Source organism: Xanthomonas sp. NCPPB 2866 (assembly GCF_041475745.2).
Taxonomy (GTDB): domain Bacteria; phylum Pseudomonadota; class Gammaproteobacteria; order Xanthomonadales; family Xanthomonadaceae; genus Xanthomonas; species Xanthomonas arboricola.
Genome location: NZ_CM192975.1, coordinates 765,079 through 788,471, shown reverse-complemented (window position 1 = coordinate 788,471; position 23,393 = coordinate 765,079). Strand labels below are relative to the sequence as shown.

General features: G+C 67.1%; 19 protein-coding genes. 3 read left to right on the top strand and 16 right to left on the bottom strand.

The features are described 5' to 3' along the window. Positions 1-301 precede the first annotated feature (301 nt). The 6 genes from xerC to ACCQ04_RS03330 form a co-directional block, all read right to left on the bottom strand. Positions 302-1,189, bottom strand: a complete 888-nt coding sequence (xerC, locus tag ACCQ04_RS03355) for a tyrosine recombinase XerC (RefSeq protein ID WP_024940231.1) — start codon at positions 1,187-1,189, stop codon at positions 302-304. Positions 1,190-1,267: 78 nt separating this feature from the next. Next, positions 1,268-1,939, bottom strand: coding sequence for a DUF484 family protein (locus ACCQ04_RS03350; protein ID WP_226426858.1), 672 nt, complete (start codon positions 1,937-1,939; stop codon positions 1,268-1,270). Beyond that, the gene (gene dapF / locus ACCQ04_RS03345; protein WP_154831410.1) at positions 1,939-2,790 is read right to left on the bottom strand and encodes a diaminopimelate epimerase; all 852 of its coding nucleotides are present in this window, start codon (positions 2,788-2,790) and stop codon (positions 1,939-1,941) included. Before dapF ends, ACCQ04_RS03350 begins: the two co-directional genes overlap by 1 nt. Next, positions 2,780-3,034, bottom strand: a complete 255-nt coding sequence (lptM, locus tag ACCQ04_RS03340; protein ID WP_024940228.1) for an LPS translocon maturation chaperone LptM — start codon at positions 3,032-3,034, stop codon at positions 2,780-2,782. Before lptM ends, dapF begins: the two co-directional genes overlap by 11 nt. Positions 3,035-3,072: 38 nt before the next feature. After that, the gene (locus ACCQ04_RS03335) at positions 3,073-3,471 is read right to left on the bottom strand and encodes a YbaN family protein (RefSeq protein ID WP_226426859.1); all 399 of its coding nucleotides are present in this window, start codon (positions 3,469-3,471) and stop codon (positions 3,073-3,075) included. A 162-nt stretch (positions 3,472-3,633) separates the two neighbouring features. Then, positions 3,634-5,748, bottom strand: coding sequence for a S9 family peptidase (locus ACCQ04_RS03330; RefSeq protein WP_226426860.1), 2,115 nt, complete (start codon positions 5,746-5,748; stop codon positions 3,634-3,636). Positions 5,749-5,857: 109 nt separating this feature from the next. On the opposite strand from ACCQ04_RS03330, the gene ACCQ04_RS03325 reads away from it, so the two are divergent. After that, positions 5,858-7,042 carry a pyridoxal phosphate-dependent aminotransferase gene (locus tag ACCQ04_RS03325; RefSeq protein ID WP_167708385.1) on the top strand — a complete coding sequence of 395 codons (1,185 nt, stop codon included), beginning with the start codon at positions 5,858-5,860 and terminating at the stop codon, positions 7,040-7,042. A gap of 357 nt (positions 7,043-7,399) precedes the next feature. Here the strand turns inward: ACCQ04_RS03325 and ACCQ04_RS03320 are convergent, their stop codons facing one another. Next, positions 7,400-9,493 carry a prolyl oligopeptidase family serine peptidase gene (locus ACCQ04_RS03320; protein ID WP_102580421.1) on the bottom strand — a complete coding sequence of 698 codons (2,094 nt, stop codon included), beginning with the start codon at positions 9,491-9,493 and terminating at the stop codon, positions 7,400-7,402. Between the two features lie 67 nt (positions 9,494-9,560). Then, complete coding sequence (locus ACCQ04_RS03315) at positions 9,561-9,872, bottom strand: hypothetical protein (RefSeq protein ID WP_024940223.1); 312 nt, start codon at positions 9,870-9,872, stop codon at positions 9,561-9,563. A 288-nt stretch (positions 9,873-10,160) separates the two neighbouring features. On the opposite strand from ACCQ04_RS03315, the gene ACCQ04_RS03310 reads away from it, so the two are divergent. Then, the gene (locus tag ACCQ04_RS03310) at positions 10,161-10,730 is read left to right on the top strand and encodes a lipocalin family protein (protein WP_039523352.1); all 570 of its coding nucleotides are present in this window, start codon (positions 10,161-10,163) and stop codon (positions 10,728-10,730) included. A 289-nt stretch (positions 10,731-11,019) separates the two neighbouring features. Here ACCQ04_RS03310 and ACCQ04_RS03305 read toward each other — a convergent pair whose 3' ends face one another. Next, the gene (locus tag ACCQ04_RS03305) at positions 11,020-11,985 is read right to left on the bottom strand and encodes a helix-turn-helix transcriptional regulator (RefSeq protein ID WP_024940221.1); all 966 of its coding nucleotides are present in this window, start codon (positions 11,983-11,985) and stop codon (positions 11,020-11,022) included. A gap of 284 nt (positions 11,986-12,269) precedes the next feature. On the opposite strand from ACCQ04_RS03305, the gene ACCQ04_RS03300 reads away from it, so the two are divergent. Continuing rightward, positions 12,270-13,070, top strand: coding sequence for a DUF481 domain-containing protein (locus ACCQ04_RS03300; RefSeq protein ID WP_024940220.1), 801 nt, complete (start codon positions 12,270-12,272; stop codon positions 13,068-13,070). A gap of 775 nt (positions 13,071-13,845) precedes the next feature. Here ACCQ04_RS03300 and hemC read toward each other — a convergent pair. From hemC to ACCQ04_RS03265, 7 genes are all read right to left on the bottom strand, one after another. Further along, positions 13,846-14,760: a hydroxymethylbilane synthase gene (gene hemC / locus ACCQ04_RS03295; protein WP_065032133.1), complete on the bottom strand. Its 915-nt coding sequence runs from the start codon at positions 14,758-14,760 to the stop codon at positions 13,846-13,848. Positions 14,761-14,872: 112 nt separating this feature from the next. Then, positions 14,873-15,604: a LytR/AlgR family response regulator transcription factor gene (locus tag ACCQ04_RS03290; RefSeq protein WP_016903806.1), complete on the bottom strand. Its 732-nt coding sequence runs from the start codon at positions 15,602-15,604 to the stop codon at positions 14,873-14,875. A gap of 32 nt (positions 15,605-15,636) precedes the next feature. Then, on the bottom strand, positions 15,637-16,689 hold the full coding sequence (locus tag ACCQ04_RS03285) for a sensor histidine kinase (protein ID WP_024937790.1): 1,053 nt from the start codon (positions 16,687-16,689) through the stop codon (positions 15,637-15,639). A 4-nt stretch (positions 16,690-16,693) separates the two neighbouring features. Then, positions 16,694-17,359, bottom strand: a complete 666-nt coding sequence (locus ACCQ04_RS03280; protein ID WP_102580419.1) for an alpha/beta hydrolase — start codon at positions 17,357-17,359, stop codon at positions 16,694-16,696. A 177-nt stretch (positions 17,360-17,536) separates the two neighbouring features. Continuing rightward, the gene (gene mdoH, locus ACCQ04_RS03275) at positions 17,537-19,474 is read right to left on the bottom strand and encodes a glucans biosynthesis glucosyltransferase MdoH (RefSeq protein WP_046345694.1); all 1,938 of its coding nucleotides are present in this window, start codon (positions 19,472-19,474) and stop codon (positions 17,537-17,539) included. A gap of 1,067 nt (positions 19,475-20,541) precedes the next feature. Then, on the bottom strand, positions 20,542-22,170 hold the full coding sequence (locus ACCQ04_RS03270) for a M28 family metallopeptidase (RefSeq protein ID WP_024937793.1): 1,629 nt from the start codon (positions 22,168-22,170) through the stop codon (positions 20,542-20,544). Between the two features lie 146 nt (positions 22,171-22,316). Continuing rightward, complete coding sequence (locus ACCQ04_RS03265) at positions 22,317-23,297, bottom strand: GGDEF domain-containing protein (protein WP_226426861.1); 981 nt, start codon at positions 23,295-23,297, stop codon at positions 22,317-22,319. Positions 23,298-23,393 lie beyond the last annotated feature (96 nt).

Genomic DNA, 23,393 nt, shown 5'->3' with positions numbered 1-23,393 from the left:
ACACGAGAACGATTGGGAGCGTGGTGTGCGCTTCGGGATGAACCGGGTGATCGTCGCCGGCGCGGAGACGCTGCTGCGCAAACCTGTCACCGCAGTATGCGGCCGTCATATGCGCATCACTGCAAGAAACGCTCCGGCCCGAATAACCACGCAGGCCCGCGCATGGATCCGCGCACTAGCGCCGATGCCTGCGCTCTAGCCGCTCTCCGAATGGGTGAGCGGCTCTAGAGCGGCGATTCGCACGCGGCGGTACTTCAGAGAAGTGGTTAACCGCTACTACGCGCAACACACGCCGCGCCACTCACTCAGCAGCTTTCTTGCGCCTGGCGCGCGGATGCGCAGCGTCGTAGACCTTGGCCAGATGCTGGAAATCCAGATGCGTATAGATCTGCGTGGTGGCGATATCCGAATGGCCAAGCAATTCCTGCACGCCGCGCAGGTCGCCGGAGGATTCGAGGATGTGGCTGGCAAAGCTGTGCCGCAGCATATGCGGATGCACGTCCTTGAACATGCCCTGGCGCACCGCCAGTTGCTTGATGCGGATCTGCACTGCGCGCTGCGAAATCGCACCGCCGGCGCGGCCGGGGAATACATGCGTGTCGGCACGCCCGCCGCTGTCGCGCAGCCATTCGCGCAGCGCGCCGATCGCATGCGAACCCACCGGCACCAGGCGCTGCTTGCCGCCCTTGCCGAGCACCATCACCAAACCGCTGTCCAGATCCAGGTCGCGCCAGCGCAGCGCGCAGAGCTCGCTCAGGCGCAGCCCGGATGAATAGAACAGCTCCAGCAAGGCGCGATCGCGCAGGCCCAGCGGCGCGTCGGTCGGCACCTCGACCAGACGCACCGCTTCATCGGCATCCAGTACCTGCGGCAATTTACGTGGCGCCTTGGGCGCACGCAGCGCGGCCGCCGGACTTGCGGCAATGCGGCCATGCTTGAGCAACCAGGCGTAGTAACTGCGGCATGCCGACAGACGACGCTGTAGGCTCTTGGGCGACAACCCGCGCCGGTGCTCGGCCGCAACGAACTGCCGCAACTGTGCGCTATCGAGCTGCGCCACATCGTCGATGGCCTGTTCGCCGGCCCAGCCCACCAACGCGGCAAGATCGCGCTGGTAGGCATCCAGCGTATGCGCCGACACCTGCCGCTCGACCTGCAGATATCCCAGGAAGTCGTCGACCGACGCCACCTCAGATTCCTCGCTGCCGCACCATCGGCGCGGCCATCCAGCGCAGGCTGCACGCATCGGCGTACCCTGCACGGCGCATCATGTGTCGAAGCGCTGCAAGGCTACGCCCAGGGACTCGCCCATCATGCGCAGGAACAAGGTGCCCATGCCGGGATAGAAACGGTTGGCGTCGCTGCTGCCGACCGCAATCAGGCCGATGCCGGGCAACGGCAGCAGCGCGGTGGATTGCACGTTGGCAGCCTGACCGGCGTACAGCAGCGCGTGTTTTTCCGCCTGCAGGCGGCCGCAGATCGGCTCGCCATCGCTCAGGCAATCGCGGAACGGTGCAAGCCGTGCATCGTCGGCGGCGATGACCTGCAGCCAGTCGGCCTCCAGGCCGGCGACCGGCTTGAGCAACACCAGCCGCACCAGTTCGCCATTGAAATCTTCCGCCAGCGAGGCGGCCATCGCCTTGAGCGTGTCGGCCGCGCTGGTCTGGCGCATCAGCGCCAGGGTCAGTTGATGCGTGCGTACCGCCAGGCGCTCGTTGTCCTGCGCATTGTGGCCAAGCTCGTGCAGGCGCCGCGACAGCTCGCGGTTCTTGTCGCGCAGCACTTCCAGCTGATAGGTGGCCAGCGAGGCGGTGGGGCCGTCGTCGCGCGGCACCAGCAGACTCACCGCCAGATCCGGGAACTGCTTGAGGAAGGTCGGGTGGCGCCGCAACCAGGTTGCCACTTCGTGCGCGCTGAATTTATCCGTGTTCTCGCTCATCAGTTCCACTCTCCATCGAAGACGAACACGGCCGGACCGGACATCACGACGTCCTGTTGTTCGCCGGCCCAACGGATGCGCAGCTCGCCGCCGGGCAAGGACACCTGCACGTCGCGCTCGACACGGCCACGCTGCATCAGCACCACCGCCGCTGCGCAGGCACCGCTGCCGCAGGCCAGGGTTTCGCCGACGCCGCGTTCGAACACACGCAGGCGCACATGCGTCGGGTCGACCACCTGCACAAAGCCGACGTTGACCGAATCGGGGAACGCGGCGTTCTGCTGCAACAGGCCGCCGACGCGTTCCACCGGCGCCGCCTCCACCCGCCCCACTTCCACCACGGCATGCGGGTTGCCCATCGACACCGCGCCAAAGCGCACGGTTTCGCCATGCACCGGCAGCGCGTATTCCTCGCGCGCATGCGCAAAGCCGGCCAGCGGGATCTGCGTGGGCTCGAATTGCGGCACGCCCATCGCCACCGCATAGGTGCCGGCGTCCAGACGCTGCACGCGGTGGGAGGTGAACGGGCTATCGATGACGAAGTCATCGCCCTGCGCGGTGCCGTCGCGCACCAGCCAGGCCGCCACACAGCGCGCGCCGTTGCCGCATTGGCGCGCGGCCGAGCCGTCGGAATTCCAGATGCCGTACGCGGCCACCGCCTCGCTGCTGCGCGGGTTCTCGATGGTCAGGATCTGGTCGCAGCCCACCCCGAAATGGCGGTCGGCCAGGCGTGCGGCCAGCGCGGCATCCGGTGGCGGCGTGCCGTCGCGCAGGTCCAGCAGCACGAAATCGTTGCCGGCGCCATGCATTTTGGTGAAACGCAGACGCCCGCTGCGGCCGTCAGCGCTCATTGCCGCTGCTAGCGGGCTGGTCGGTGGTGGGCGCGGGCTGCGTATCGGTGTTCACCGGCGCAGGCGCAGGCGAGGACTCATCCAGCGGTTGCGGCGCGTCCGGCGGCTGCGGCACCGGCTGGGCTTCCACCGGCACCGGCTTCTGCGGCATTACCAGCGGGCCCTTGTTGCCGCAGGCGGCAAGCAGGACAAAGGTCGCACCAACCAGTGCGAGACGAACAGACGGTCGGGACATGATGCTCATGGCCGAAGTATAGCCAGAACACCCTGACTGCCGTGCGCTCAATGCGCAGCGGGCAGCGCGCGCGGTGGCGGCTCGGGGCGCAGCCACAGCCAGATCGCCACCACCGCCATGCTGCCGATCGACAGGCATTTGACCCAGAACCCCGGCACGCACCACAGCATGATGCCGGCGCAGACGGTCATGGTGAGCGTGGCCATCCACTTGGCCTTGCGGCTGACCGCGCGATAGGTCTGCCACTCGACGATCGCCGGGCCGAAGCGTGGGTGCGAGAGCAGCCAGTTGTGCAGGCGCTCGGAGCCGTGCGAGGCCGCCCAGGCGGAAATCAGGATGAACACGGTCGTCGGCAGGCCGGGCACGAAGATACCGACGATGCCGGTCGCCAGGCTGGCATAGGCCAGCAACCACCAGGCCCAGCGGAATCGAGTCGGTCGCGTCATGGGTAAATGATACGGCCAGCGGGCGCCGAGATGGTCCGGGCATCCCCTTCTCGCACCGGGAGAAGGGGCCCCGAACCGCGGATAAGGGGACGTCTGCACGCAGGATTGGGCGGGTTTTGCTTACCAATCCCCAATCCCGACTCCCCAATCCCCGCCCCTCAACTACTTTACCCCGAGCTGATCCAGCACAAACGCATAGGACTCGGCGAGTTCGCGGTAACGGCGGAAGCGGCCGGACTTGCCGCCGTGACCGGCCTCCATGTTGGTGCGGAACACGATCGGCTGGGTACCGGTGTTGTCGTCGCGCAGCTTGGCCACCCACTTGGCCGGCTCCCAGTACTGCACCTGCGAATCCCACAGACCGGTGCCGACGAACAGGGCCGGGTAGGCCTGCCTGGTCACGTTGTCGTACGGGGAGTAGGACAGCATGTAATCGTAATAGGCCTTCTTTTCCGGGTTGCCCCACTCGTCGTATTCGTTGGTGGTGAGCGGGATGCTGGCATCGAGCATGGTGGTGACCACGTCGACGAACGGCACCTGCGCGACCATCACGCGATAGTCCTGCGGGGCCATGTTGGCCACCGCACCCATCAGCAACCCACCGGCGCTGCCGCCGGAAGCGGCGACGCGGTCCTTGGCGGCATAGCCCTGTTCCACCAGGCCGCGGGTGACGTCGATGAAGTCGGTGAAGGTGTTCTTCTTGTGCAGCAGCTTGCCGTCGTCGTACCACTGGCGGCCCATTTCCTGGCCGCCGCGGATGTGCGCGATGGCATACACCACGCCACGGTCCAGCAGGCTGATCGCCGGCAGATTGAAGGCCGGGTCCATCGACATGCCGTAGCTGCCGTAGGCGTACTGGAACAACGCCGCAGTGCCGTCCTTCTTGAAGCCGCGCTTGTACACCAGCGACACCGGCACCTTGACGCCATCGCGCGCAGTTACCCAGACGCGCTCGGTGACGTACTTGCCGGCGTCGTAACCGATCACCGGCTGCTGCTTGAGCAGCTTGCGCTCGCCGGTCCGCGTATTGAGTTCGTAGGTGGTCGCCGGCGTGGTCAGCGAGGTGTAGCTGTAGCGCAACCACTCGGTGTCCGGCTCGGAATTGACCGCCAGGCCCATCGAATACGCAGGCTCGTCGGCCTTGACGTACTCATGACTGCCATCACCCTTGAGCAGGCGTACGCGTTCCAGCCCGCCGGAGCGCTCTTCGATCGCGGTAAACCCGTCGAACAGCTCGAAGTTTTCGATATAGACCTTGTCATCGTGCGCCACCCAGTCGGTCCACTGCTTGCGCGTGGTCGCATCGGTGGGTGCGGTCACCAGCTTGAAATTCTTGGCGCCATCGGCATTGGTGCGGATCACCCAACGGCCATCGAAATGCTCGGGGTGATATTCGACATCGCGCTCGCGCTTGGCCAGCAGAGTGAACCGCTCGGGATTGTCGGCCGGCGCATAACGCGTCTCCGACGACACCGTGCTTTCCACGCCGATGGTGATGTACTTGTCGTCGCGGGTACGGCCGATGCCCATGTAGAAGCTGTCGTCCTTCTCCTCGTACACCAGCACGTCGTCCTTGGAGGGCGTGCCCAGCACGTGTTTCTTCACCCGCACGGTGAGCAGCGTTTCCGGATCGTTCTCGACATAGAACAGGGTCTTGTTGTCGTCGGCCCAGACCACGTTGGCCGACACGCCTTCCACCGTATCGGGGTAGATCTCGCCGGTGTCCAGATTCTTGAAACGGATCGTGTATTGGCGACGTCCCACCGCATCATCGGCCCAGGCCAGGATGCGATTGTCCTGGCTGACTTCCGCATCGCCGACGCTGAAGTAGCCCTTGCCCTGCGCCATCTGGTTGACGTCGAGCAGGATCTGTTCCGGCGCGTCCATGCTGCCCTTGCGGCGCGCCTGGATCGGGTAGTCCTTGCCGGCCTCGAAGCGCGTGTAATACCAGTAGCCACGCTCGCGATACGGCACGCTGGCGTCGTCCTGCTTGATGCGCCCGACGATCTCGGTATACAGCGTGTCTTCCAGCGGCTTGAGCGGCGCCATCACCGTGTCGGTGTAGGCGTTCTCGGCGTTGAGGTAGGCCAGCATCGCCTTGTCCTCGCGCTTGTCGTCGCGCAGCCAGTAGTAGTCGTCGCTGCGGGTGGCGCCGAACGGGGCCTTGACCACATGCGGACGCTTGGCCACGTCCGGTGGCGACGGGAGAGCTGCGAAGGCGGAAGGAACAGATGTGGTCATCAGGCTGGCGATCAGAAGGGCGAGGACAGGCTTCATCAGATTGGGGTCCGTTGGATGAACGCAATGCCATCCCAGCACCCGAGTGTGGAAGAGCCCGGCCGGGAGCGTCATGTGCCCGAGGTCATGCTGCTCTATCCTCTTCGGTATGGACTCCCTACATTCGCATGCCCCCCGCTACAGCCGCCGCAGCCAGGACATCGCGCCGTTTCATGTGATGGCGCTATTGGCGCGCGCCAATGCGCTGGAACAGGCCGGCCACGATGTGATCCACCTGGAGATCGGCGAACCGGATTTCACCACCGCCGCACCGATCGTCGCGGCCGGACAGGCCGCACTGGCGGCCGGACACACCCGCTACACGGCCGCCCGCGGCCTGCCCGCGCTGCGCGCCGCCATCGCCGGGTTTTACGCGCAGCGGTACGGCTGCGCTATCGATCCGGAACGCATCCTGGTCACCCCGGGCGGCTCCGGCGCATTGCTGCTGGCCAGCAGCCTGTTGGTCGACCCGGACAAACACTGGCTGCTCGCCGACCCCGGCTATCCGTGCAACCGGCATTTCCTGCGCCTGGTCGAAGGCGCCGCGCAACTGGTGCCGGTCGGCGCAGACACCGATTACCAACTGACGCCAGGCCTGATCGACGCCTGCTGGAACGCCGACAGCGTCGGCGCACTGGTCGCCTCTCCGGCAAATCCCACCGGCAGCGTGCTGTCGCGCGCGCAACTGGCCGGCTTGTCGCAGGCGCTGCATGCGCGCGGCGGCCACCTGGTGGTGGACGAGATCTACCACGGCCTGACCTACGGCATGGATGCGCACAGCGTGCTGGAAGTGGACGACAGTGCCTTCGTGCTGAACAGTTTTTCCAAGTACTTCGGCATGACCGGCTGGCGCCTGGGTTGGCTGGTCGCTCCGCCCGCAGCGGTGCCGGAGCTGGAGAAACTCGCGCAGAATCTTTACATCAGCGCCTCGACCATTGCGCAGCACGCAGCGCTTGCGTGTTTCACGCCAGAGAGCATCGCCATCTTCGAAGCCCGCCGCGCCGAGTTCCAGCAGCGCCGCGATTACCTGCTGCCCGCGCTGCGTGCACTGGGCTTGAACATCGCCGTCGAACCGCAGGGTGCGTTCTACCTGTATGCCGATATCAGCGCATTCTCGGACGATGCCCAGGCCTTCTGCGCACACTTCCTGGAGACCGAGCATGTCGCCTTTACTCCCGGCATCGACTTCGGCTTCCATCGCGCCAATCAGCACGTCCGCATCGCCTACACCCAGAGCCTGCCGCGTCTTGAGCAGGCGGTGGAGCGGATTGCGCGTGGTTTGCAACGTCTTTGATCGAACCAGCGCCAGTGCGCACGGCGCCTCTCGTCGAGCAGCGCCTGGACGTGGCCGCAGGTTCACTGCCTCGATGTAAACAGCCATGACTGTGATTTGTCGCTGCTTTTGCACTGCTGTTTGTGGGCTTGGCTCGCCCTGAAGCGAGACCAGCGCCGCAGCCATGCGTGGCCGCAAGGGCACCCTGCTGGGCGTAGCCCGTGGCGTGCGCGCGTACCCTCATCCACCCTTCGGGCACCTTCTGCCGATGGGAGACGGAACCAATAAAAAAGCCCTGGACCATTCGGCCCAGGGCTTTCTTCAACGCAGCACCTGATCAAGACAACTCGAACTATGGAGTTGCCTTGAGTCGACAACTCAATCCGCCAGCCGCTCCCACAGGAAGCTGTAGGCCAGCGCCGCCATATGCGCGGCCTGTGCGTTGTTGGCCGCACCGCCGTGGCCGCCTTCGATGTTCTCGTAGTAGGTCACGTCCTTGCCGGCCTCGATCATCTTGGCGGCCATCTTGCGCGCGTGGCCCGGATGCACGCGGTCGTCGCGCGTGGAGGTCAGGAAGATCACCGGCGGATAGGTCTTGCCCGGGTCGAACAGGTGGTAGGGCGAGAAGGTCTGGATGAACTTCCAGTCGTCGGTATCCGGGTTGCCGTACTCGGCCATCCACGAGGCACCGGCCAGCAGATGGCTGTAGCGCTTCATGTCCAGCAGCGGCACCTGCACCACCACCGCGCCGAACAGCTCCGGATACTGGGTCAGCATGTTGCCGGTCATCAGCCCGCCGTTGCTGCCGCCCTGCACGCCCAGATGCCTGGTCGAGGTGATCTTGCGCGCGACCAGGTCCTTGGCCACCGCAGCCATGTCTTCATAGGCCTTGTGGCGGTTCTGCTTGAGCGCGGCCTGGTGCCAGCGCGGGCCGTATTCGCCACCGCCGCGAATGTTGGCCACCACGTAGACGCCGCCCTTCTCCAGCCAGGCGCGGCCCAGTCCGCCGGAATAATTGGGCGTCATCGAAATCTCGAAACCACCATAGCCGTACAGCAGGGTCGGCGCGCTGCCATCGAGCTTCAACGCCTTGGGGCGCACCAGGAAATACGGCACGCGGGTACCGTCCTTGCTGGTGGCAAAGTGCTGCTCGATACTGTCCTTGCCGGCATCGAAGAACGCCGGCATGGCCTTGAGCGGCTGCGGCGCGGTACCCACCTCCACCCACGACAAGGTGGTCGGGGTCAGGTAGTCGGTAACGGTCAACCACAGCGCGTCGCTGTCGTCGCTGTCCACCGCGCTGACGTCGACGGTGCCGAACGCCGGCGCACCGACGAAGGCGCTCTTCTTCCAGCCATCCTGCCCAGGCGTGATCACGCTCAGGCGGTTCTTGACGTCTTCCAGCACGTTCAACACCAGGTGCGAACGCGTCCAGGCGATACCTGCCAGCGAGGTGCTGTCGGTGGGCTCGAACAGCACATCGAAGCTGCGCTTGCCGGCCATGAAGTCGTCAAAGCGCGTCGCCAGCAGCGAGCCGGCCTTGTAGGTCTTGCCGGCCACGGTCCAGGGTTCGCGCAGTTCCAGGGTCAGCCATTGCCGCTTGACCGACTTGCTGGCCGAGTTGGGCGCATCCACCTTGACCAGCTTGCCGTCGGCACCCTTGAGATACAGCTCCTCGTTGTAGAAGGCCAGCGTGCGGCTGACGAAATCGCGCTCGAATCCGGGCGTGTCGTCGTGCATCGCGGCGATGTACATGTCGGTCGGCTTGCCCTCGTACACCACCGTGGCGGCGCTGAGCGGAGTGCCGCGCTTCCACTGCTTGGCGATGCGCGGATAGCCGGAGCTGGTCATTGTGCCGGCACCGAAATCGGTGAACACGTAGACGGTATCCTGGTCGATCCAGCCCAGCCCGCCCTTGGATTCGGGGCGGAAGAAGCCGTCCTTGACCCACTGCTTGCCGGCCAGGTCGAACTCGCGGGTGACATCGGCATCGGCGCCGCCGCGTGACAGCGCGATCAGACAGCGCTGGTAATCCGGGCGCAGGCAGTCGGCGCCGTGCCAGACCCAGTTCTCGCCTTCGGCCTTGTTGAGCGCATCCAGGTCCAGCACCGTTTCCCACTTGGGCGCCGGCTTGCGGTATTCGTCCAGCGTGGTGCGCCGCCACAGGCCGCGCTCGTGCTGCTTGTCCTTCCAGAAGTTGTAGTAGTACTCGCCGATCTTCTGCACGCCGGGAATCTTCGCGTCCGAATCCAGCACTTCGCGGATGCTGGTCTCCATCTGCTTGAAGGCCGGCGTGGCCGCCAGGCGCGCCTCGGTCTTGGCGTTCTGGGCCTTGACCCAGTCCAGCGACTTGGCGCCGGAAACATCTTCCAGCCAGGCGTAGGGATCGTTGGACACGGCGGTTTCCTCTGCAGAGACGGCGCCAGCGGTGATCAGACCGGCAACCAGGCAGATCGAGGCGAGTTTGGACATGAATGTTTCCGGGAGAACGAACGCCGGGAACGTAGCATAGCCCTCCGCCGCCCGACCCTGCCGAAGGTCAGGCCGCGCGCGCCTGTGTCGCCGCACGCGACGTGCTGCGTCGGCGTTGCGCCTGCGGCCCGCGCCGACGTGGCGCGCCGCGCCGCGCACCGGGCCGCACCAGTGCCGGCAACGCGAACCGGTGCAGGCTCCACCAGGCCAGCATCGGCATGCCGACCAGCCACAGCGGCAGCCAGCCGATCCACTCGCTGTGGCCGCGCGCGGCTGGCCACACCAGCACCAGGGCCAGGCCGGCCAGGGCGATCTGCCGGACCGGGCGCAGCACGCGCGGGTCGGGACGTTCGGAACGACGGGAAGGACGAATCGACATGGCGGCACTCCGTGGCAGGAAGGATCTGGACAGGCCGGCAGGATTGCCTGCGCCCATCTCACCGGCTGCGACCTGGCGGCGAAAACCGGAGAGACCGCCTTGCCGGGTGCCGGCACCGCAGCGCGATAACCACCGCCAGGCCACCAACGGCCCCCTCTTCCGCACCCGGTCCCGGGCGCCCGGTTGCCACGTTTGAGGCAGCCACGTGCGCCAGACCCGACCGTTGACGCGAACTTGCCCCCTGCATGCGGTAGTGTGCTGCTCCAACTGCCCCTTTGTGATGTTGCGATGCGCCTGACCGTTACGATCGCCCTCGCTTTTCTGTTCGTCCTCGGCCTGCCCGTGGCATCCGCCAAGGACACGCCTGCCAGCGAGCCGGCGGTCGATCTGTCCAAGATCATGGGCACCTGGTATGTGATCGCACGCATGCCCAACCCGGTCGAGCGCGGCCACGTGACCAGCCGCGACGAATACACCCTGGTCGAAGACGGCAAGGTGGCGGTGCGCTATGTGTACCGCGAGGGCTTCGGCGAGCCGGAGAAGGAGGTCAACGCGCGTGCCTCGGTGGATGCCGAGAGCGGCAACCGCGACTGGCGGGTATGGTTCTACAAGGTCATCCCGGCCAAGCAGCGCATCCTGGAAATCGCACCGGACGGTTCGTGGATGCTGATCTCCTACCCCGGTCGTGACCTGGCCTGGATCTTCGCGCGCAAGCCGGACATGAGCCGCGACCAGTACCGCAAGCTGGTCGACAAGATGCGCGACGACTATTCCATCTACACCGACAAGCTCAAGCGCGTGCCGCAGCTGCGCGAGCAGGTGGACCGCCTGGGCTTTGAAGTGCCCAACAAGCGCTGACATTGGCGGGCCGGTCGGTTACCCGGCCGGCGTCGACTGTTCCAGCCGTCAGCCGGCTGGATGCGCCGGTCGGGCAAACCAGGCGTGCGGCGTCGCGGCCGGCACCGATCTCCACTTCATGTGCCGGCCTCCTGGCGCGGTCTCCGGATGCAGCGCACAACACCGACGCGCGCAACCGGTGATGGTCATTTCAGTCAGCACGCCGCGGGGGGCGCCGAATCAGCACCCTCACCGCGCGCGGGCACCTATCGCATGACGACTCGCACCCCGCGCTACAGCCCGGCCATGCTCAGTCGTAATTGCTCAAGGCCAACGACAGCAGTGCCTTGGCCTGCTCGCGCAGCGAGACCGGCTCGACGATTTCCGCGTCCGAGCCGTAATGCAGCACGTCCATCAGCAGTTCGCGCGAGTTGCTGTACGGCACTTTGAGTTCGTAACGGCCATCGGCCAGAAAGCGGCCCTGCTGCTTGGAGTGCCAGTGCTCGTCGGCGACCCAGCGTGCGGCCTTGGCACTGAACACGATGGTCGCCCAGCCCTTGGGCGCGCCGGAAAAAATGCCGTAGCTGGCTGCCAGCTGCTCGTCCAGCTCGCTGTCGGGCACATCGCGCGGCACGCTCTCGAGCAGGCGTGCGTGATTGATGCGGTCCACCGCAAAGCTGCGCACGCCATCGCGGCCGTGGTCCCAGGCGTCCAGGTACCAGTTGTCGCGGTAGTGGGTAATGCGCTGCGGAGACACCGTGCGCTTGGTCGATTCGTCGGTGGAACGGGCGCGGTAATCGAAGCTCAGCTGCTTGCGCTCCAGCACGCCGGAGGCCACAGTGCGGAAGCTGGCTTCGTCCAGCTTGCGGCCGCGGTGCGGGATCACCCGCACCCGGTCCACCGGCCATTGCGACACGCCGGCCTGGGCGGCCAGCAGCCCTTCGATGCGTTGCTGCAGCGGCGCCAGCATCGAGGACAACACCCCGCCACCGGTGCGCGCCAGCAGTTGCTGGGAGGCCAGCAGCGCATGCAGCTCTTCCGAACTCAGCCACAGGCCGGGCAGTTCGAAGCGGTCGCTTTCGCCGGAGAGATAGCGGAACCCCGATTCGCCGTCGCCTTCCACCGGCGCCATCAGCGCATCGCGCAGAAACGCCAGGTCGCGGTACACGGTTGCGCGGGAACAGCTCAGCTCATCCTGCAGCCGCGCCACCGTAACCGGGTAGCGTGCCGATTTGAGCAAGCGATGCAGGGAGTTGATGCGTTCGTAGCGGTCCATGCGTCGATTATGTCCGAGTCTTTGCGTGGCAGGGTGAGCGTCGCTGTACACCGGCAATCATGCCTGGATCGGCGCCGCCACTGCGCGCGGGCGGGCGGGCCGCGGGCCTGCAGCGCGCGAAGGCCGGGCCTGGTTGCGATGCGCCAGCCGCTGCCGTTGCGCAAGCCGACGCCCGAACCCCTTCTGAAGCGCGGCGTTCACTTACTCATGACGCAGCCGCTCAGTCCGTTATCATGAAATCGCTTCCACCCTCTTTCGCCCCTGTCCTCCAAAGCGAGCCGCCCATGTCCCGCCGTGCCCCGTTGTCTGCCCTGCTGCCGCTGTTGTTGATCACGCCCACCGTCTGGGCCCAGGCAGTCGCACCGGCCCCGGCGGACCCTGCCGCAGCCGTGATGCCGTCGCCGTGGGGCGGGAGCAGTGGCGAGCTCGGCTATGCCGCCGCCCACGGCAACAGCACCACCGACAGCCTCAATGGCCGGATCCGCCTGCGCTATACCGACGGCGACTGGATCCACAGCCTGGATGCCACCGCGCTGCGCTCCAGTTCCGAATACACCAACACCAACGACGACGGCAGCACCTCGCGCGAGCGCCAGACCACTGCCGAGCGTTACACCGGCAGCGCCGGCAGCGCGCTGCAGTTGGGCGAGCACCGCCAGCTCACCGCCACCGGCCGTTACGAACACGACGACTTTGCCACCTACGACCGCCTGGCCACCTTCGGTATCGGTTACGGCACGCGCCTGATCGATGCCGAGCGCTTCTACCTGGATGCGCAGATCGGCCCGGGTATCCGGCGCGCGCACAACAGCGACGAAGACCGCAACGAGACCGGGCTGATCGGGCGCGGGCTGTTCGACCTCAAGTACACCGTCACCGACAACACCGACCTGATCAACACGCTGCTGGTGGAATCGGGCGAATACAACACCTACGCGCAGAACGATTTCGGCGTGCAGGTCAGCATGAACTCGCACTTCGCGCTCAAGGCCGCCTGGCAGATGCGCCACAACAGCGAGGTCAGCGACGGCGACAAGAAGACCGACACCCTGACCACGGTCAACCTGGTCTATACGTTCAAGTAAACACCCGCGAACGGTAGGAGCGGACCTGGCCGCGACAGGCTTTCCCGGTAAAGCCTCTCGCGGCCGGGGCCGCTCCTACGAAGAGCGCAGCTTGCCGGACAGACCCTGCGCGACGCGGCGGTCAATGGGCCCAGACACTCCACTACGCAACCGCGAGCGGTAGGAGCGGACCTGGCCGCGAAGGGCTTTCCCGGTAAAGCCTCTCGCGGCCGGGGCCGCTCCTACGAAGAGCGCAGCTTGCCGAAGAGGCCCCTGCGCGACGCGGCGGTCAATGGGCCCAGACATTCGACTACGCAACCGCGAGCGGTAGGAGCGGACCTGGCCGCGAGGGCTTTCCTGGTAAAGCCTCTCGCGGCCGGGGCCGCTCCTACGAAGAGCGCGCCTTTGCCGAAGAGGCCCCTGCGCGACGCGGCAGTCAATCGGGCCCAGACATTCGACTACGCAACCGCAATCTGTAGGAGCGGCCCTGGCCGCGAAGGGCTTTCCCGGTAAAGCCTCTCGCGGCCGGGGCCGCTCCTACGAAGAGCGCAGCTTGCCGAAGAGGCCCCCGCGCGACGCGGCGGTCAATGGGCCCAGACATTCGACTACGCAACCGCGAGCGGTAGGAGCGGACCTGGCCGCGAAGGGCGTTCCCGGTAGAGCCTCTCGCGGCCGGGGCCGCTCCTACGAAGAGCGGGGGTTGCGTGGGGGCGGGCATTGCGTGCGTCGCGGCCAGGTCTGGAGCTTGCGCCTCGGCGTCGATGTCGGTCGCGTTACACGTTGACGCGACGGCGCGTTACAGCTCGGCCAGCAGCTGCGCGGCGCCCTTGTCGAACAGGCCTTGCGCGACCAGGCGGCCGAGGGCCTCGGTGTCGTCGGCGCTGCCGTGCGCCTCGGCGTGGATCAGGCGTCCATCGCTGGCGCTGCCCACCATGCCCTGCAGGAACAGGCCCTGCCCTTCCCAACGCGCGAATGCCGCCACCGGCACATGGCAGCTGCCGTGCAGCGCGCGATTCATCGCCCGCTCCGCTTCCACGCAGGCGCGCGTGCGGCCGGCGTCCAGCACTGCCAGCAGGCCATGGATACGCGCATCGTCGCCACGGCATTCCACCGCCACCGCGCCCTGGGCCGGTGCCGGCAGCCAGTCCGGGACGTCCAGACGCGCGGTGATGCGCGCATCCAGTCCCAGCCGCTGCAGGCCGGCGCAGGCCAGCACGATGGCGTCGTAACCGCCGTTATCGAGCCTGGCCAGGCGGGTGTTGACGTTGCCGCGCAGGTCGATCAATTCCAGATCCGGGCGGGCCGCGCGCAGCTGCGCCTGACGTCGCAAGGAGGAGGTACCCACGCGCGCGCCCAGCGGCAGCGCCTGCAGGTTGGCATAGAGATTGGACACCAATGCATCGGCGGCATCGCCGCGCTCCATGATCGCCGGCAGCACGAAGGGCGCGTCCAGCTCCATCGGCACATCCTTGAGCGAATGCACCGCGCAGTCGGCCTCGCCGCGCAGCATCGCCAGCTCCAGCTCCTTCAGGAACAGGCCCTTGCCGCCGATCGCGGCCAGCGAACGGTCCAGTACCTCGTCGCCGCGGGTGCTCATCGGCACCAGCGCGACCTCCAGCCCGGGGTGGTGCTGGCGCAGCGCGGCGGCGACGTGTTCGCTCTGCCAGAGGGCGAGCGGGCTCTTACGGGTAGCGATGCGGAGCGTGGTCATCGGGCCATTATCACGGACCGGGCGCGTAACTCCTACCTGGGGCGCACGCCGGCGCCCGCAGCACATTGCCGCGACCGAGCAACGCACCTCGCCACACGTGACAGGTCACGCCCTAACGCAATTGCTCGCGCAGGCTGGCCACGCAGCGGCGGCTCACTTCCAGCGGGTGCGGCACGTTGCGCAGCACCGCGTGCACCTGGCCATCGCCGCTGCGGCGCAGTTCCACCAGCTCGGCGCGCGCGACCAGACAATTGCGGTGGATGCGCACCAGACGGTCGGCGAATTCGTCTTCCAGCGATTTGAGCGACTCTTCGATCAGGTCCTCGCCGCGGGCGTGGTGGACGATGACGTACTTTTCCTCGGCCTGCAGGTAGCGGATATCGCCGATGGCGATCAGCCGCAGGCTGCCACGCAGGCGTGCGCACAGATGCGTGCGCAACGGCGGCGGCGTGGCGCTGGGCGCGCGCCCGGCCAGGAAGGTGGCCACCTTTTCCAGCGCGGCGGCCAGGCGTTCGGGGCGCACCGGTTTCATCAGGTAGTCCAGCGCGGCGGCATCGAAGGCCGACAATGCGTGCTGATCGTAGGCGGTGCAGAACACCACCGCCGGTTGCGGCTGGCTCTGGCGCAGCAGGCGCGCGGTTTCCAGGCCGTCGACGCCGGGCATGGCGATGTCCAGCAACACCAGGTCCGGATGCAGGTGATGGCACTGCTGCAGCACCTGCTGGCCGTTTTCGGCCTCGCCGATCACTTCGACATGCGGATGTTCGCCCAGCAGCAGGCGCAGGCGCTCGCGCGCCAGCGGCTCGTCATCGGCGATCAGCACCCGCACTTGCGTGGCCGTCATGGACATCCCCCTTCGCTGCAGCGACTCCCCCGTCACGACAGCGGCAATGTGATCTCACAGGCATAGTAGCCCTCGGCCCAGCTGGCCGCCATCCGTGCCCCGGCCCCGAACTGGAACGCCAGCCGGTGCGAGATGCTGGCCTGGGCATGCCCGGCCCCGGCCACCAGCGGCAACTGGGTGCCCGGCTGCGGGGCCGGATTGACGATACGGATCTGCAACTGGTTGCCGCGCTGGCGCAGCGACAGGTACAGCGTGCCGCCCTCGGGCATGCGCGAGACGCCGTGCAGCACGGCGTTTTCCACCAGCGGCTGCAGCACCAGGCGCGGCATCGGCAGCTCCCACGGCAACGGCTCCTGCCGGTGCCAGCGCACCTGCAGGCGCTCGCCCAGGCGCAGCGATTCGATCGCCAGGTAGCGTTCGGCCAGTTCGCATTCGGCACGCAGGCTGGACATGCCTTCGCCGGCACCGAGCGCGGCGCGGAACAGATCCGACAGGTCCAGCACCGCCTGCTCGGCCACGACCGGGTCGCGGCGCAGCAGGCTGGCGATGAGATTCATGCTGTTGAACAGGAAATGCGGACGGATGCGTGCCTGCAAGGCATCGGCCTGAGCACGCGCATTGGCCTGCACCTGCGCTTCCCAGCGGTCGCTGACGTAGAAGTAGCGCAATGCCAGCGCGGTGATCAGCACCACCGTCGCCGCGCTGCCCAGGGTGAAGCGCCAGAAGCCGACCAGGGGACCGAGCGGGGCCTGGTCGAGCGCCGCATACAGGGCGTGCACGATTCCGGCGCCGAGCATCGCCACCACCGCGGCGATCGACAGCGCGGCCAGCCCGCCCACCCGTGGCGGCAGCCGCGACAACGCCGGCCGCAGGACGCACAGCAGCACGCTGACCGCCAGCGCCAGCCATAGCGCCAGGCCACTGGCAGAGACAAAGCGCGACAGGGTGATACTGCGCGCCGCACCGGCGTCGGGCACCAGGGTCACCACCAGCACCACCAGTTCGGCCAGGCCCAGCATGGCGCCCAACCGCGGCAGCCGGCACAGGTCCGGCATCCAGGCGGTCTGGGGCGCGTGCTGGGCCATGGCCTCAGGCGGCGGTGAAGCGCGCCTGCATCCAGGTGCGCAAGGCCTCGATTTCTTCCAGGCAGACCTGGTGGCCCATCGGGTAGGTGTGCCAGTCCAGTTCGAAACCGAGCGTGCGCAGGGTCTGCATGCTGGCCTGGCCGGCACCGAACGGCACCACCGGATCGGCGGTGCCGTGGGCCATGAACACAGGTTGGCGGGCAGCGACCGGCTGCAGCTGGCTGGCGGCCGCCGCCGGCTCGGGCAGATAGGTGGACAGGGCGATCAACCCGGCCAGCGGTACGCTGCGCTGCAGCCCGACCGCCAGGGTCACCGCGCCGCCTTGCGAGAACCCGGCCAGCAACATGCGCTCGGGGGCGATGCCGCGGGATTGCTCACGGGCGATCAATGCCTCGACCTGGGCCACCGATTCGGCGATGCCGGCCTTGTCGGCGCGCGTGGCGAAATCCATGCCGACGATGTCGTACCAGCCGCGCATGCGCACGCCGTTGTTGATGGTGATCGGGCGGATCGGCGCATGCGGAAACACGAAGCGCAGCGCCGGCCAGTCCGGGCGCACCAGTTCCGGCACCATCGGGGCGAAGTCGCTGCCATCGGCGCCCAGGCCGTGCAGCCACAGCACGGTCCATTGCGGATTCGGTCCGGTCTCGCGTTCGATCACTTCCAGCATTGTGCAGCTCCGCTTGCGGGCTGGGCATTATGCATGTCGCCATCGGCCGGGCCGATCACGGACCGGTCGAGCCAGAGAGGCCAACCGGTCTGGGGCGCCTGCCGCGCGCGCTTTACTTGGCGTGAAACGCGCGGAGATCGCAACGCGCACCGATCCAGCCATGCGCCGCCTGCGCGCTCAGATCAGCGACGGCTCCAGTGCGGCGGCACGGCGCAGCTCGGCCGCACGCACCAGTACCTTGGGCGGATCGAGCTCTTCGGGAATGCAGAAGATGCCGGCGCGGCGCAGGGCCAGGCCGGTGCGGCGCAACGAGGTCACAGCCACGACCGGGATCGACACCGCCATGCCCACGATCACTGGCGCCATCCAGGCCGCCAGCGATGGCGACACCGTATAGGCCACCGCGCCCATGAACAGGCCGAACACGGTCAGCCCGCCGTAGCTGCGCAACAGCGCCGGCCACGACAGCTTGCCGTCGTCGCGCACCTGCGCATCCCAGCCCGAATCCTTGCCGGCCAGTACCTCGAACACGCCGCGCGACTGCAGGTACATCACCACCGGCGCCATCAGCGCCGCCAGCACGGTTTCCAGCAGGATGCTCAGCAGCGCGCGGATGGCACCGCCGCAGGCGCGCAACTCGCGCGGGTTGAGCAGCAGCGCGATATAGCCCAGCAGCTTGGGCGCCAGCAGCACGAACATGGTGCAGACGAAGATCCAGATCGCGTTGCCCTGGCTGCTGCCATGCCAGTAACGGGCGGGCGAGAACGGCAGGTCGCCGGCCAGATCGATCCCGCCACCGGCCAGCGGAATGCCGATGCCGATCAGCATCAGCAGGCCCCACATCGGCGCAGTGAAGTAATGCCCGATGCCGATCAGCATGTGCATGCGGCTGATCCAGTGCAGGCCCTTGGCGCCGACCACCTTGGCGTGCTGCAGGTTGCCCTGGCACCAGCGGCGGTCGCGGATCAGCAGGTCGGTCAGCGTGGGCGGGCCTTCCTCATAGCTGCCCTGCAGGTAGGGCACCATGTGCATGGCCCAGCCGCCACGCCGCATCAGCGCCGCCTCGACGAAGTCGTGGCTGAGCACGTGGCCGCCGAACGGCTTGCGCCCGCGCAGCGACGGCAGGCCGGCGTGATCGGCGAAGGCCTGGGTGCGAATGATGGCGTTGTGGCCCCAGTAATTGCTCTCGGCGCCATGCCACCAGGCCACGCCGAAGGCGATGATCGGCCCGTACACACGGCCGCCGAACTGCTGCATGCGCGCAAACAGCGTCTGCCCGTTGACCACCGCCGGCAGGGTCTGGATCAGGCCCACGTCCGGGTTGTTTTCCATGCCGGCGACCAGCCGCACGATGGTGTCGCCGGTCATCACGCTGTCGGCGTCCAGGATCAGCATCTGCGGGTAGTTGCCGCCGAAACGGCGCACCCAGTCGGCGACATTGCCGGCCTTGCGCGCGGCATTGTCGGCGCGGCGGCGGTAGAAGATGCGCCCGTGTCCGCCGACGCGGTCGCACAGCTCGTTGTACACCAGTTCTTCGGCACGGCCGATGTGTTCGCGGGTGGTATCGCTGAGCACGAAGAAGTCGAAATGCTCCAGCTGGCCGGTTTCGGCCACCGATTCGTAGATTGCCTGCAGGCCGGCCAGCAGTCGGCGCGGGTCTTCGTTATAGGTGGGCATCAGCAACGCGGTGCGCGTGTGCAGGGTCGGCAGCGGCGCTTCCGGGTCGATGCCGAGCTTGCGTCCGGCGCGCGCCACCACGGTGACGAAACCGGCCACCGCGCTGGCGAAGGACATCGCGATCCAGGCAAACAGCAGCACGAACAGGCCGAGCAGGCAGCCTTCCAGCACGCTGAGGCCATCGGGCCACAGTACGCTGAGCATCACCCACACCGCCACGGCGGTGGTGGCGAAGGTGCCGCCGATCAGATAGAAGCGCCGCACGCCGATGCCGACCGGCGCGGTGCGCTGATGCGGCACCTGCAGACGGCCTTCGCGCAGGGATTGCTCGGGCATGGCCAGCGGCGCTTCCGGTGGCAGCGTGGGCTGACCGGCGTCGAGGGCGGAAACGGGGGGAAGATCGGTTGGTGCGGGGGAAAGAGTCACAGTGCCGTCCATCAAGGCTGCCCGCCGCACGATCGCGGCAGTGTGGGCTGACGCGGGAGATCCCTACCCGCTACGCGTGGCGACGTCGCCGCATGCACCGCAGTCCGGGCGAGCCCGGCAGTGCGGGACCACGTCGCAGAATTGGCAGCTCTAAGACCACTCCGATGCACAAGCTCTCCTGGCTGCGACGATGACGTCGCGGCTCATCTTAAAGAATCGACCGTTAAAGGAAACGAAGGCCGCGCTGCAGTCTTCGCCCCACCCGACGAGGACCGCGCGGCAGACTACGCCGCAGCGACCGAACGCTACCCCAACAGATTGCAGCCTGGCACACGTGCTGTCACGGGCGGCAAACCGCACTGTCATGTCAGACAACTGCAAGTGATGTGCCAGGACCCGCAATCGGTTGCAGCGCCAGCCTGCCGGCACGCGCGATCACGGCGGTGGGGTTGAGCGGATCCGAGGCATTCTGTCGCGCGTCACGGTGCGTCGGAATAAGCGATGTAGGGCTTGGCCCACGTCGGCGCAGTGCACGAAGGCTGCGTTGCGCCTGTAATCGCCGGCAAGGACACCGCACCGGGGAGTTGGTCGGTGGCCAGGTGAAAAGCTGTTGGTCGAGCGATGGACAAAGACGTTGAGCCGCGTCGTTGAATGCATCGTGCCTTGCTTGCACCGTGCCCACCGACCATCTCCGGTGGTCCTTGCCCGCCCACCGTCGCGGGACCTTACGCGGCATGGATGGCGCGAAAGAGCCTGCAGGGACGTACTCGCGGCGTGTCCTGCGATGGTGGGCGGGCAAGGGCCGGCAGCCAGGCCGCAGATCAACTGCTCTGCGCCTTCGTCACTCGCCCGTGAGCGAGCACTGGCCCAAGGGACCAACCCTCCTATCAGCCGCTCTGCGAGCGACGCATGCGTGGCACCCGAGCGCGCGCAGACGCCCGCGGCCTCGGCCTTGAACTAGCCGACCAGACCTGCAAGCACCGGGCACATGGCTGTAGGCAGGACGCGGCATGCGCACATGCCGCATCGAACAGCAGCAGCGCCGCCTGACGGAAGCGCTGCCGCCATAGCGGCCGGTGTTACTTGCGCGCAGCCTCGCTGGCGTCGCGGGTGGCGCGGAACTCCGAATCGTTGCTCCAGTTTGGCCACTGGCGCGAATCGGCCAGCTGCTGACCCAGCGCGTACAGCACGCCCAGATCGCGCGCCGCACCGGCGAAGGTCCAGTCCGGCTTCCACTCGTCGCCCTGCTGGTGATAGCGCTTGGCGGTGTAGTCGTCGGAGGCGGCCTTGCCCGCGGCCACGCCGCCCACTTCCCAATCCTGCCCGGCCGCATACGACAGCGCCGGCACGCCACGCTTGGCGAAGGAGAAATGGTCCGAGCGGAAGAAGTACCCCGCCTGCGGCTTGGGATCGGGCGTGTAGCGCAGCTTCCACTGGCCGGCGACGGTCTTGAGCTGATCGAGCAATTCGAGTTTTGCGGTGCCGTAGATGCCGAAATCGCGCGATGGCACGAACGGGCTCATGCCGTCCATGTTGATCACCGCCACGGTGGTGTCCAGCGGATACAGCGGCTTGGAGGCGTAGAACTCCGAGCCCAGCAAGCCCTTTTCCTCGGCGGTGACCGCCAGGAACACCACCGAGCGCTGCGGCTTGGGGCCGGCGGCAAAGCCGCGCGCCAGCTCCAGCAGTGCGGCGGTGCCGCTGGCGTTGTCCAGCGCGCCGTTGAAGATGGTGTCACCGCGTGCGTCCGGCTTGCCGACGCCGATGTGGTCCCAATGCGCGCTGTAGATCAGCGTTTCATCCGGATGCGTGCTGCCTGGCAGGCGTGCGACCACGTTGTGCGAGGTGATCACGTCGGATTTGACCTGGTAGCTGGCGCTCAGCCCCTGGCCCTTGAGTTCCACCGGCTTGAAGCCGCGCGTCTGCGCCTGCTTCTTCAAGGTGTCGAAATCCAGCCCGGCCTGCTTGAACAGGTCGGCGGCCAGATCGCGCTGGATCCAGCCTTCCAGGGTGGGATGCGCGGCACGCGGGTTGTCGCGCACCACGTCGAACATGGTGTTGGTGTTGGAGCTGGCCACGGTGTCCCAGCCATAGGAGGCGGGTGCGGTTTCGTGCACCACCAGCACGCCGAGCGCGCCCTGGCGGGCGCCTTCTTCGTACTTGTAGGTCCAGCGGCCGTAGTAGGTCATGCCGGCACCGTCGAAGGCGCCCTTGCCGGTTTCGAAATCCGGGTCGTTGATCAGCACCACCGCGATCTTGCCCTTCAGGTCCACACCCTTGAAGTCGTCCCAGTCGCGCTCCGGCGCCTTGACGCCGTAGCCGACGAACACCAGCGGTGCGTTGGCGATGTCGACCTTGGACGAGCCATCCAGCGCGGCGCGGATGGCGATCTGCTTGCCCTGGGTCAGCGCCTGCGGCTTGCCGGCATGCTGCAGGGCGATGGTCGGCGTGCCGACGATATCGGCGCGGCGCAGCGGCACCGCCTGGGTCCAGGCGCGCTTGCCGTCGGTCAGGTCGCCGCCCGGCTGCAGGCCGGCGTCGGCGAACTGCTTGCTCAGGTAGGCAATGGTCTTTTCCTCGCCGGCGGTGGCCGGGCCGCGGCCTTCATAGGCATCGGAGGCCAGCTCCTTGACGTCGCGCGAGATGCGCGCGCCATCGAAGCTCGGCGTCGCCGCCATCAGTGCGGTCGAGACCGCCATCGCCAGCATTCCCATTGCAACGCGTTTGGTAACAACTCGCTTCACTGCAGCACCCAGGTAGTGTCCGAACAGCCCTGGAGTGTAGCTACTGCGGCGTTCGATCGGGTGTGCACGGCAGCGGGCGATGCATGCCGTCGCGCCAGCGCCACTGCCGCTCAGAACAGGTCGACGCTGCCGACCTGCTGGGCGACCTGCTGCATCTTTCCGCTGGCCACCAGTTCGGCGTAGACCTCGGTGCGATTGCGGCCGTGCTGCTTTGCCCAGTAAAGCGCCTTGTCGGCCTCGTCGAGCAGCTGGCTGATCAACTGGCCGTCGGTGAGCTCGACGATGCCGGTACTGAGCGTGACCTTGCCGACCTGCGGAAACACCTGCTCGGCCACCGCCATACGGAAGCGCTCGAACAGACTCACCGCGATGTCGCGGTCCACGCCGCGCAACACGATCACGAACTCCTCGCCGCCGAAGCGGAACAGCAGATCGTCCTGGCGGAAGCAGCGCTGCATCAACTGCGCAACCAGCAACAGCACCTCGTCGCCGTACAGGTGGCCGAAGCTGTCGTTGACGCGCTTGAAGTGATCGATGTCCACGATCCCCAGCCACACGCCTTCGCTGGCCGCTGCATCCGCACCACCGGCGAACAGGCGCAGGATCACATCGTCGAAGGTCTTGCGGTTGCGCAGGCCGGTCAACGCATCGCGCTGGGCATCGTCGAGCAGGCTGCGGTAATTCTGGAAAAAGCGCGCAAAGCCCTGCAGCATCACCTGTTCGGCGGCGCCGGGTGCGTGCGAGCCGCCCACGCGCAGGCAGGTGCGGATGCCGCGTGCCTCCATCATCGGGTACACCAGCAGCGCGCGGCCGTCCTGCTGCAACTGCACCACATCGCCCGGCCCGTGCAGGTCGGCCAGTTGCGCGCGCATCTGCGCGTCGTGGATATCGGCCACCGTCAGCGACAGCCGGCCATCCTCGCGCAGCCGCGTTTCGGCCATGGTGCGGCCGTCCGGTGCGATACGCAGCAACGACAGTTCCTCGGACGCGCAGACCTCGCGCATGGTGCGCAGCAGACTCAGGTCGAGCAGATCGGCATCGCGGATGGCGGTCAGGTCCACCATGCGTTCCAGCAACGGTGCCGTGGTCATTGCCGCACCATCCCGCGGGCAGACGCAGGCCCGCAGCGCCGGTCACGGCACGCGGGCACACCTCTCGGGCTGGAACGCACTGGCATCACGACGGGT

Bases quoted from the DNA above. Each gene is read 5' to 3' on its own strand.
- ACCQ04_RS03350 (WP_226426858.1), bottom strand. From the start codon at position 1,939: ATGAGCGAGAACACGGATAAATTCAGCGCGCACGAAGTGGCAACCTGG.
- dapF (WP_154831410.1), bottom strand. From the start codon at position 2,790: ATGAGCGCTGACGGCCGCAGCGGGCGTCTGCGTTTCACCAAAATGCAT.
- lptM (WP_024940228.1), bottom strand. From the start codon at position 3,034: ATGAGCATCATGTCCCGACCGTCTGTTCGTCTCGCACTGGTTGGTGCG.
- ACCQ04_RS03335 (WP_226426859.1), bottom strand. From the start codon at position 3,471: ATGACGCGACCGACTCGATTCCGCTGGGCCTGGTGGTTGCTGGCCTAT.
- ACCQ04_RS03330 (WP_226426860.1), bottom strand. From the start codon at position 5,748: ATGAAGCCTGTCCTCGCCCTTCTGATCGCCAGCCTGATGACCACATCT.
- ACCQ04_RS03325 (WP_167708385.1), top strand. From the start codon at position 5,858: ATGGACTCCCTACATTCGCATGCCCCCCGCTACAGCCGCCGCAGCCAG.
- ACCQ04_RS03320 (WP_102580421.1), bottom strand. From the start codon at position 9,493: ATGTCCAAACTCGCCTCGATCTGCCTGGTTGCCGGTCTGATCACCGCT.
- ACCQ04_RS03315 (WP_024940223.1), bottom strand. From the start codon at position 9,872: ATGTCGATTCGTCCTTCCCGTCGTTCCGAACGTCCCGACCCGCGCGTG.
- ACCQ04_RS03310 (WP_039523352.1), top strand. From the start codon at position 10,161: ATGCGCCTGACCGTTACGATCGCCCTCGCTTTTCTGTTCGTCCTCGGC.
- ACCQ04_RS03305 (WP_024940221.1), bottom strand. From the start codon at position 11,985: ATGGACCGCTACGAACGCATCAACTCCCTGCATCGCTTGCTCAAATCG.
- ACCQ04_RS03300 (WP_024940220.1), top strand. From the start codon at position 12,270: ATGTCCCGCCGTGCCCCGTTGTCTGCCCTGCTGCCGCTGTTGTTGATC.
- hemC (WP_065032133.1), bottom strand. From the start codon at position 14,760: ATGACCACGCTCCGCATCGCTACCCGTAAGAGCCCGCTCGCCCTCTGG.
- ACCQ04_RS03290 (WP_016903806.1), bottom strand. From the start codon at position 15,604: ATGACGGCCACGCAAGTGCGGGTGCTGATCGCCGATGACGAGCCGCTG.
- ACCQ04_RS03285 (WP_024937790.1), bottom strand. From the start codon at position 16,689: ATGGCCCAGCACGCGCCCCAGACCGCCTGGATGCCGGACCTGTGCCGG.
- ACCQ04_RS03280 (WP_102580419.1), bottom strand. From the start codon at position 17,359: ATGCTGGAAGTGATCGAACGCGAGACCGGACCGAATCCGCAATGGACC.
- mdoH (WP_046345694.1), bottom strand. From the start codon at position 19,474: ATGGACGGCACTGTGACTCTTTCCCCCGCACCAACCGATCTTCCCCCC.
- ACCQ04_RS03270 (WP_024937793.1), bottom strand. From the start codon at position 22,170: ATGCTGGCGATGGCGGTCTCGACCGCACTGATGGCGGCGACGCCGAGC.
- ACCQ04_RS03265 (WP_226426861.1), bottom strand. From the start codon at position 23,297: ATGACCACGGCACCGTTGCTGGAACGCATGGTGGACCTGACCGCCATC.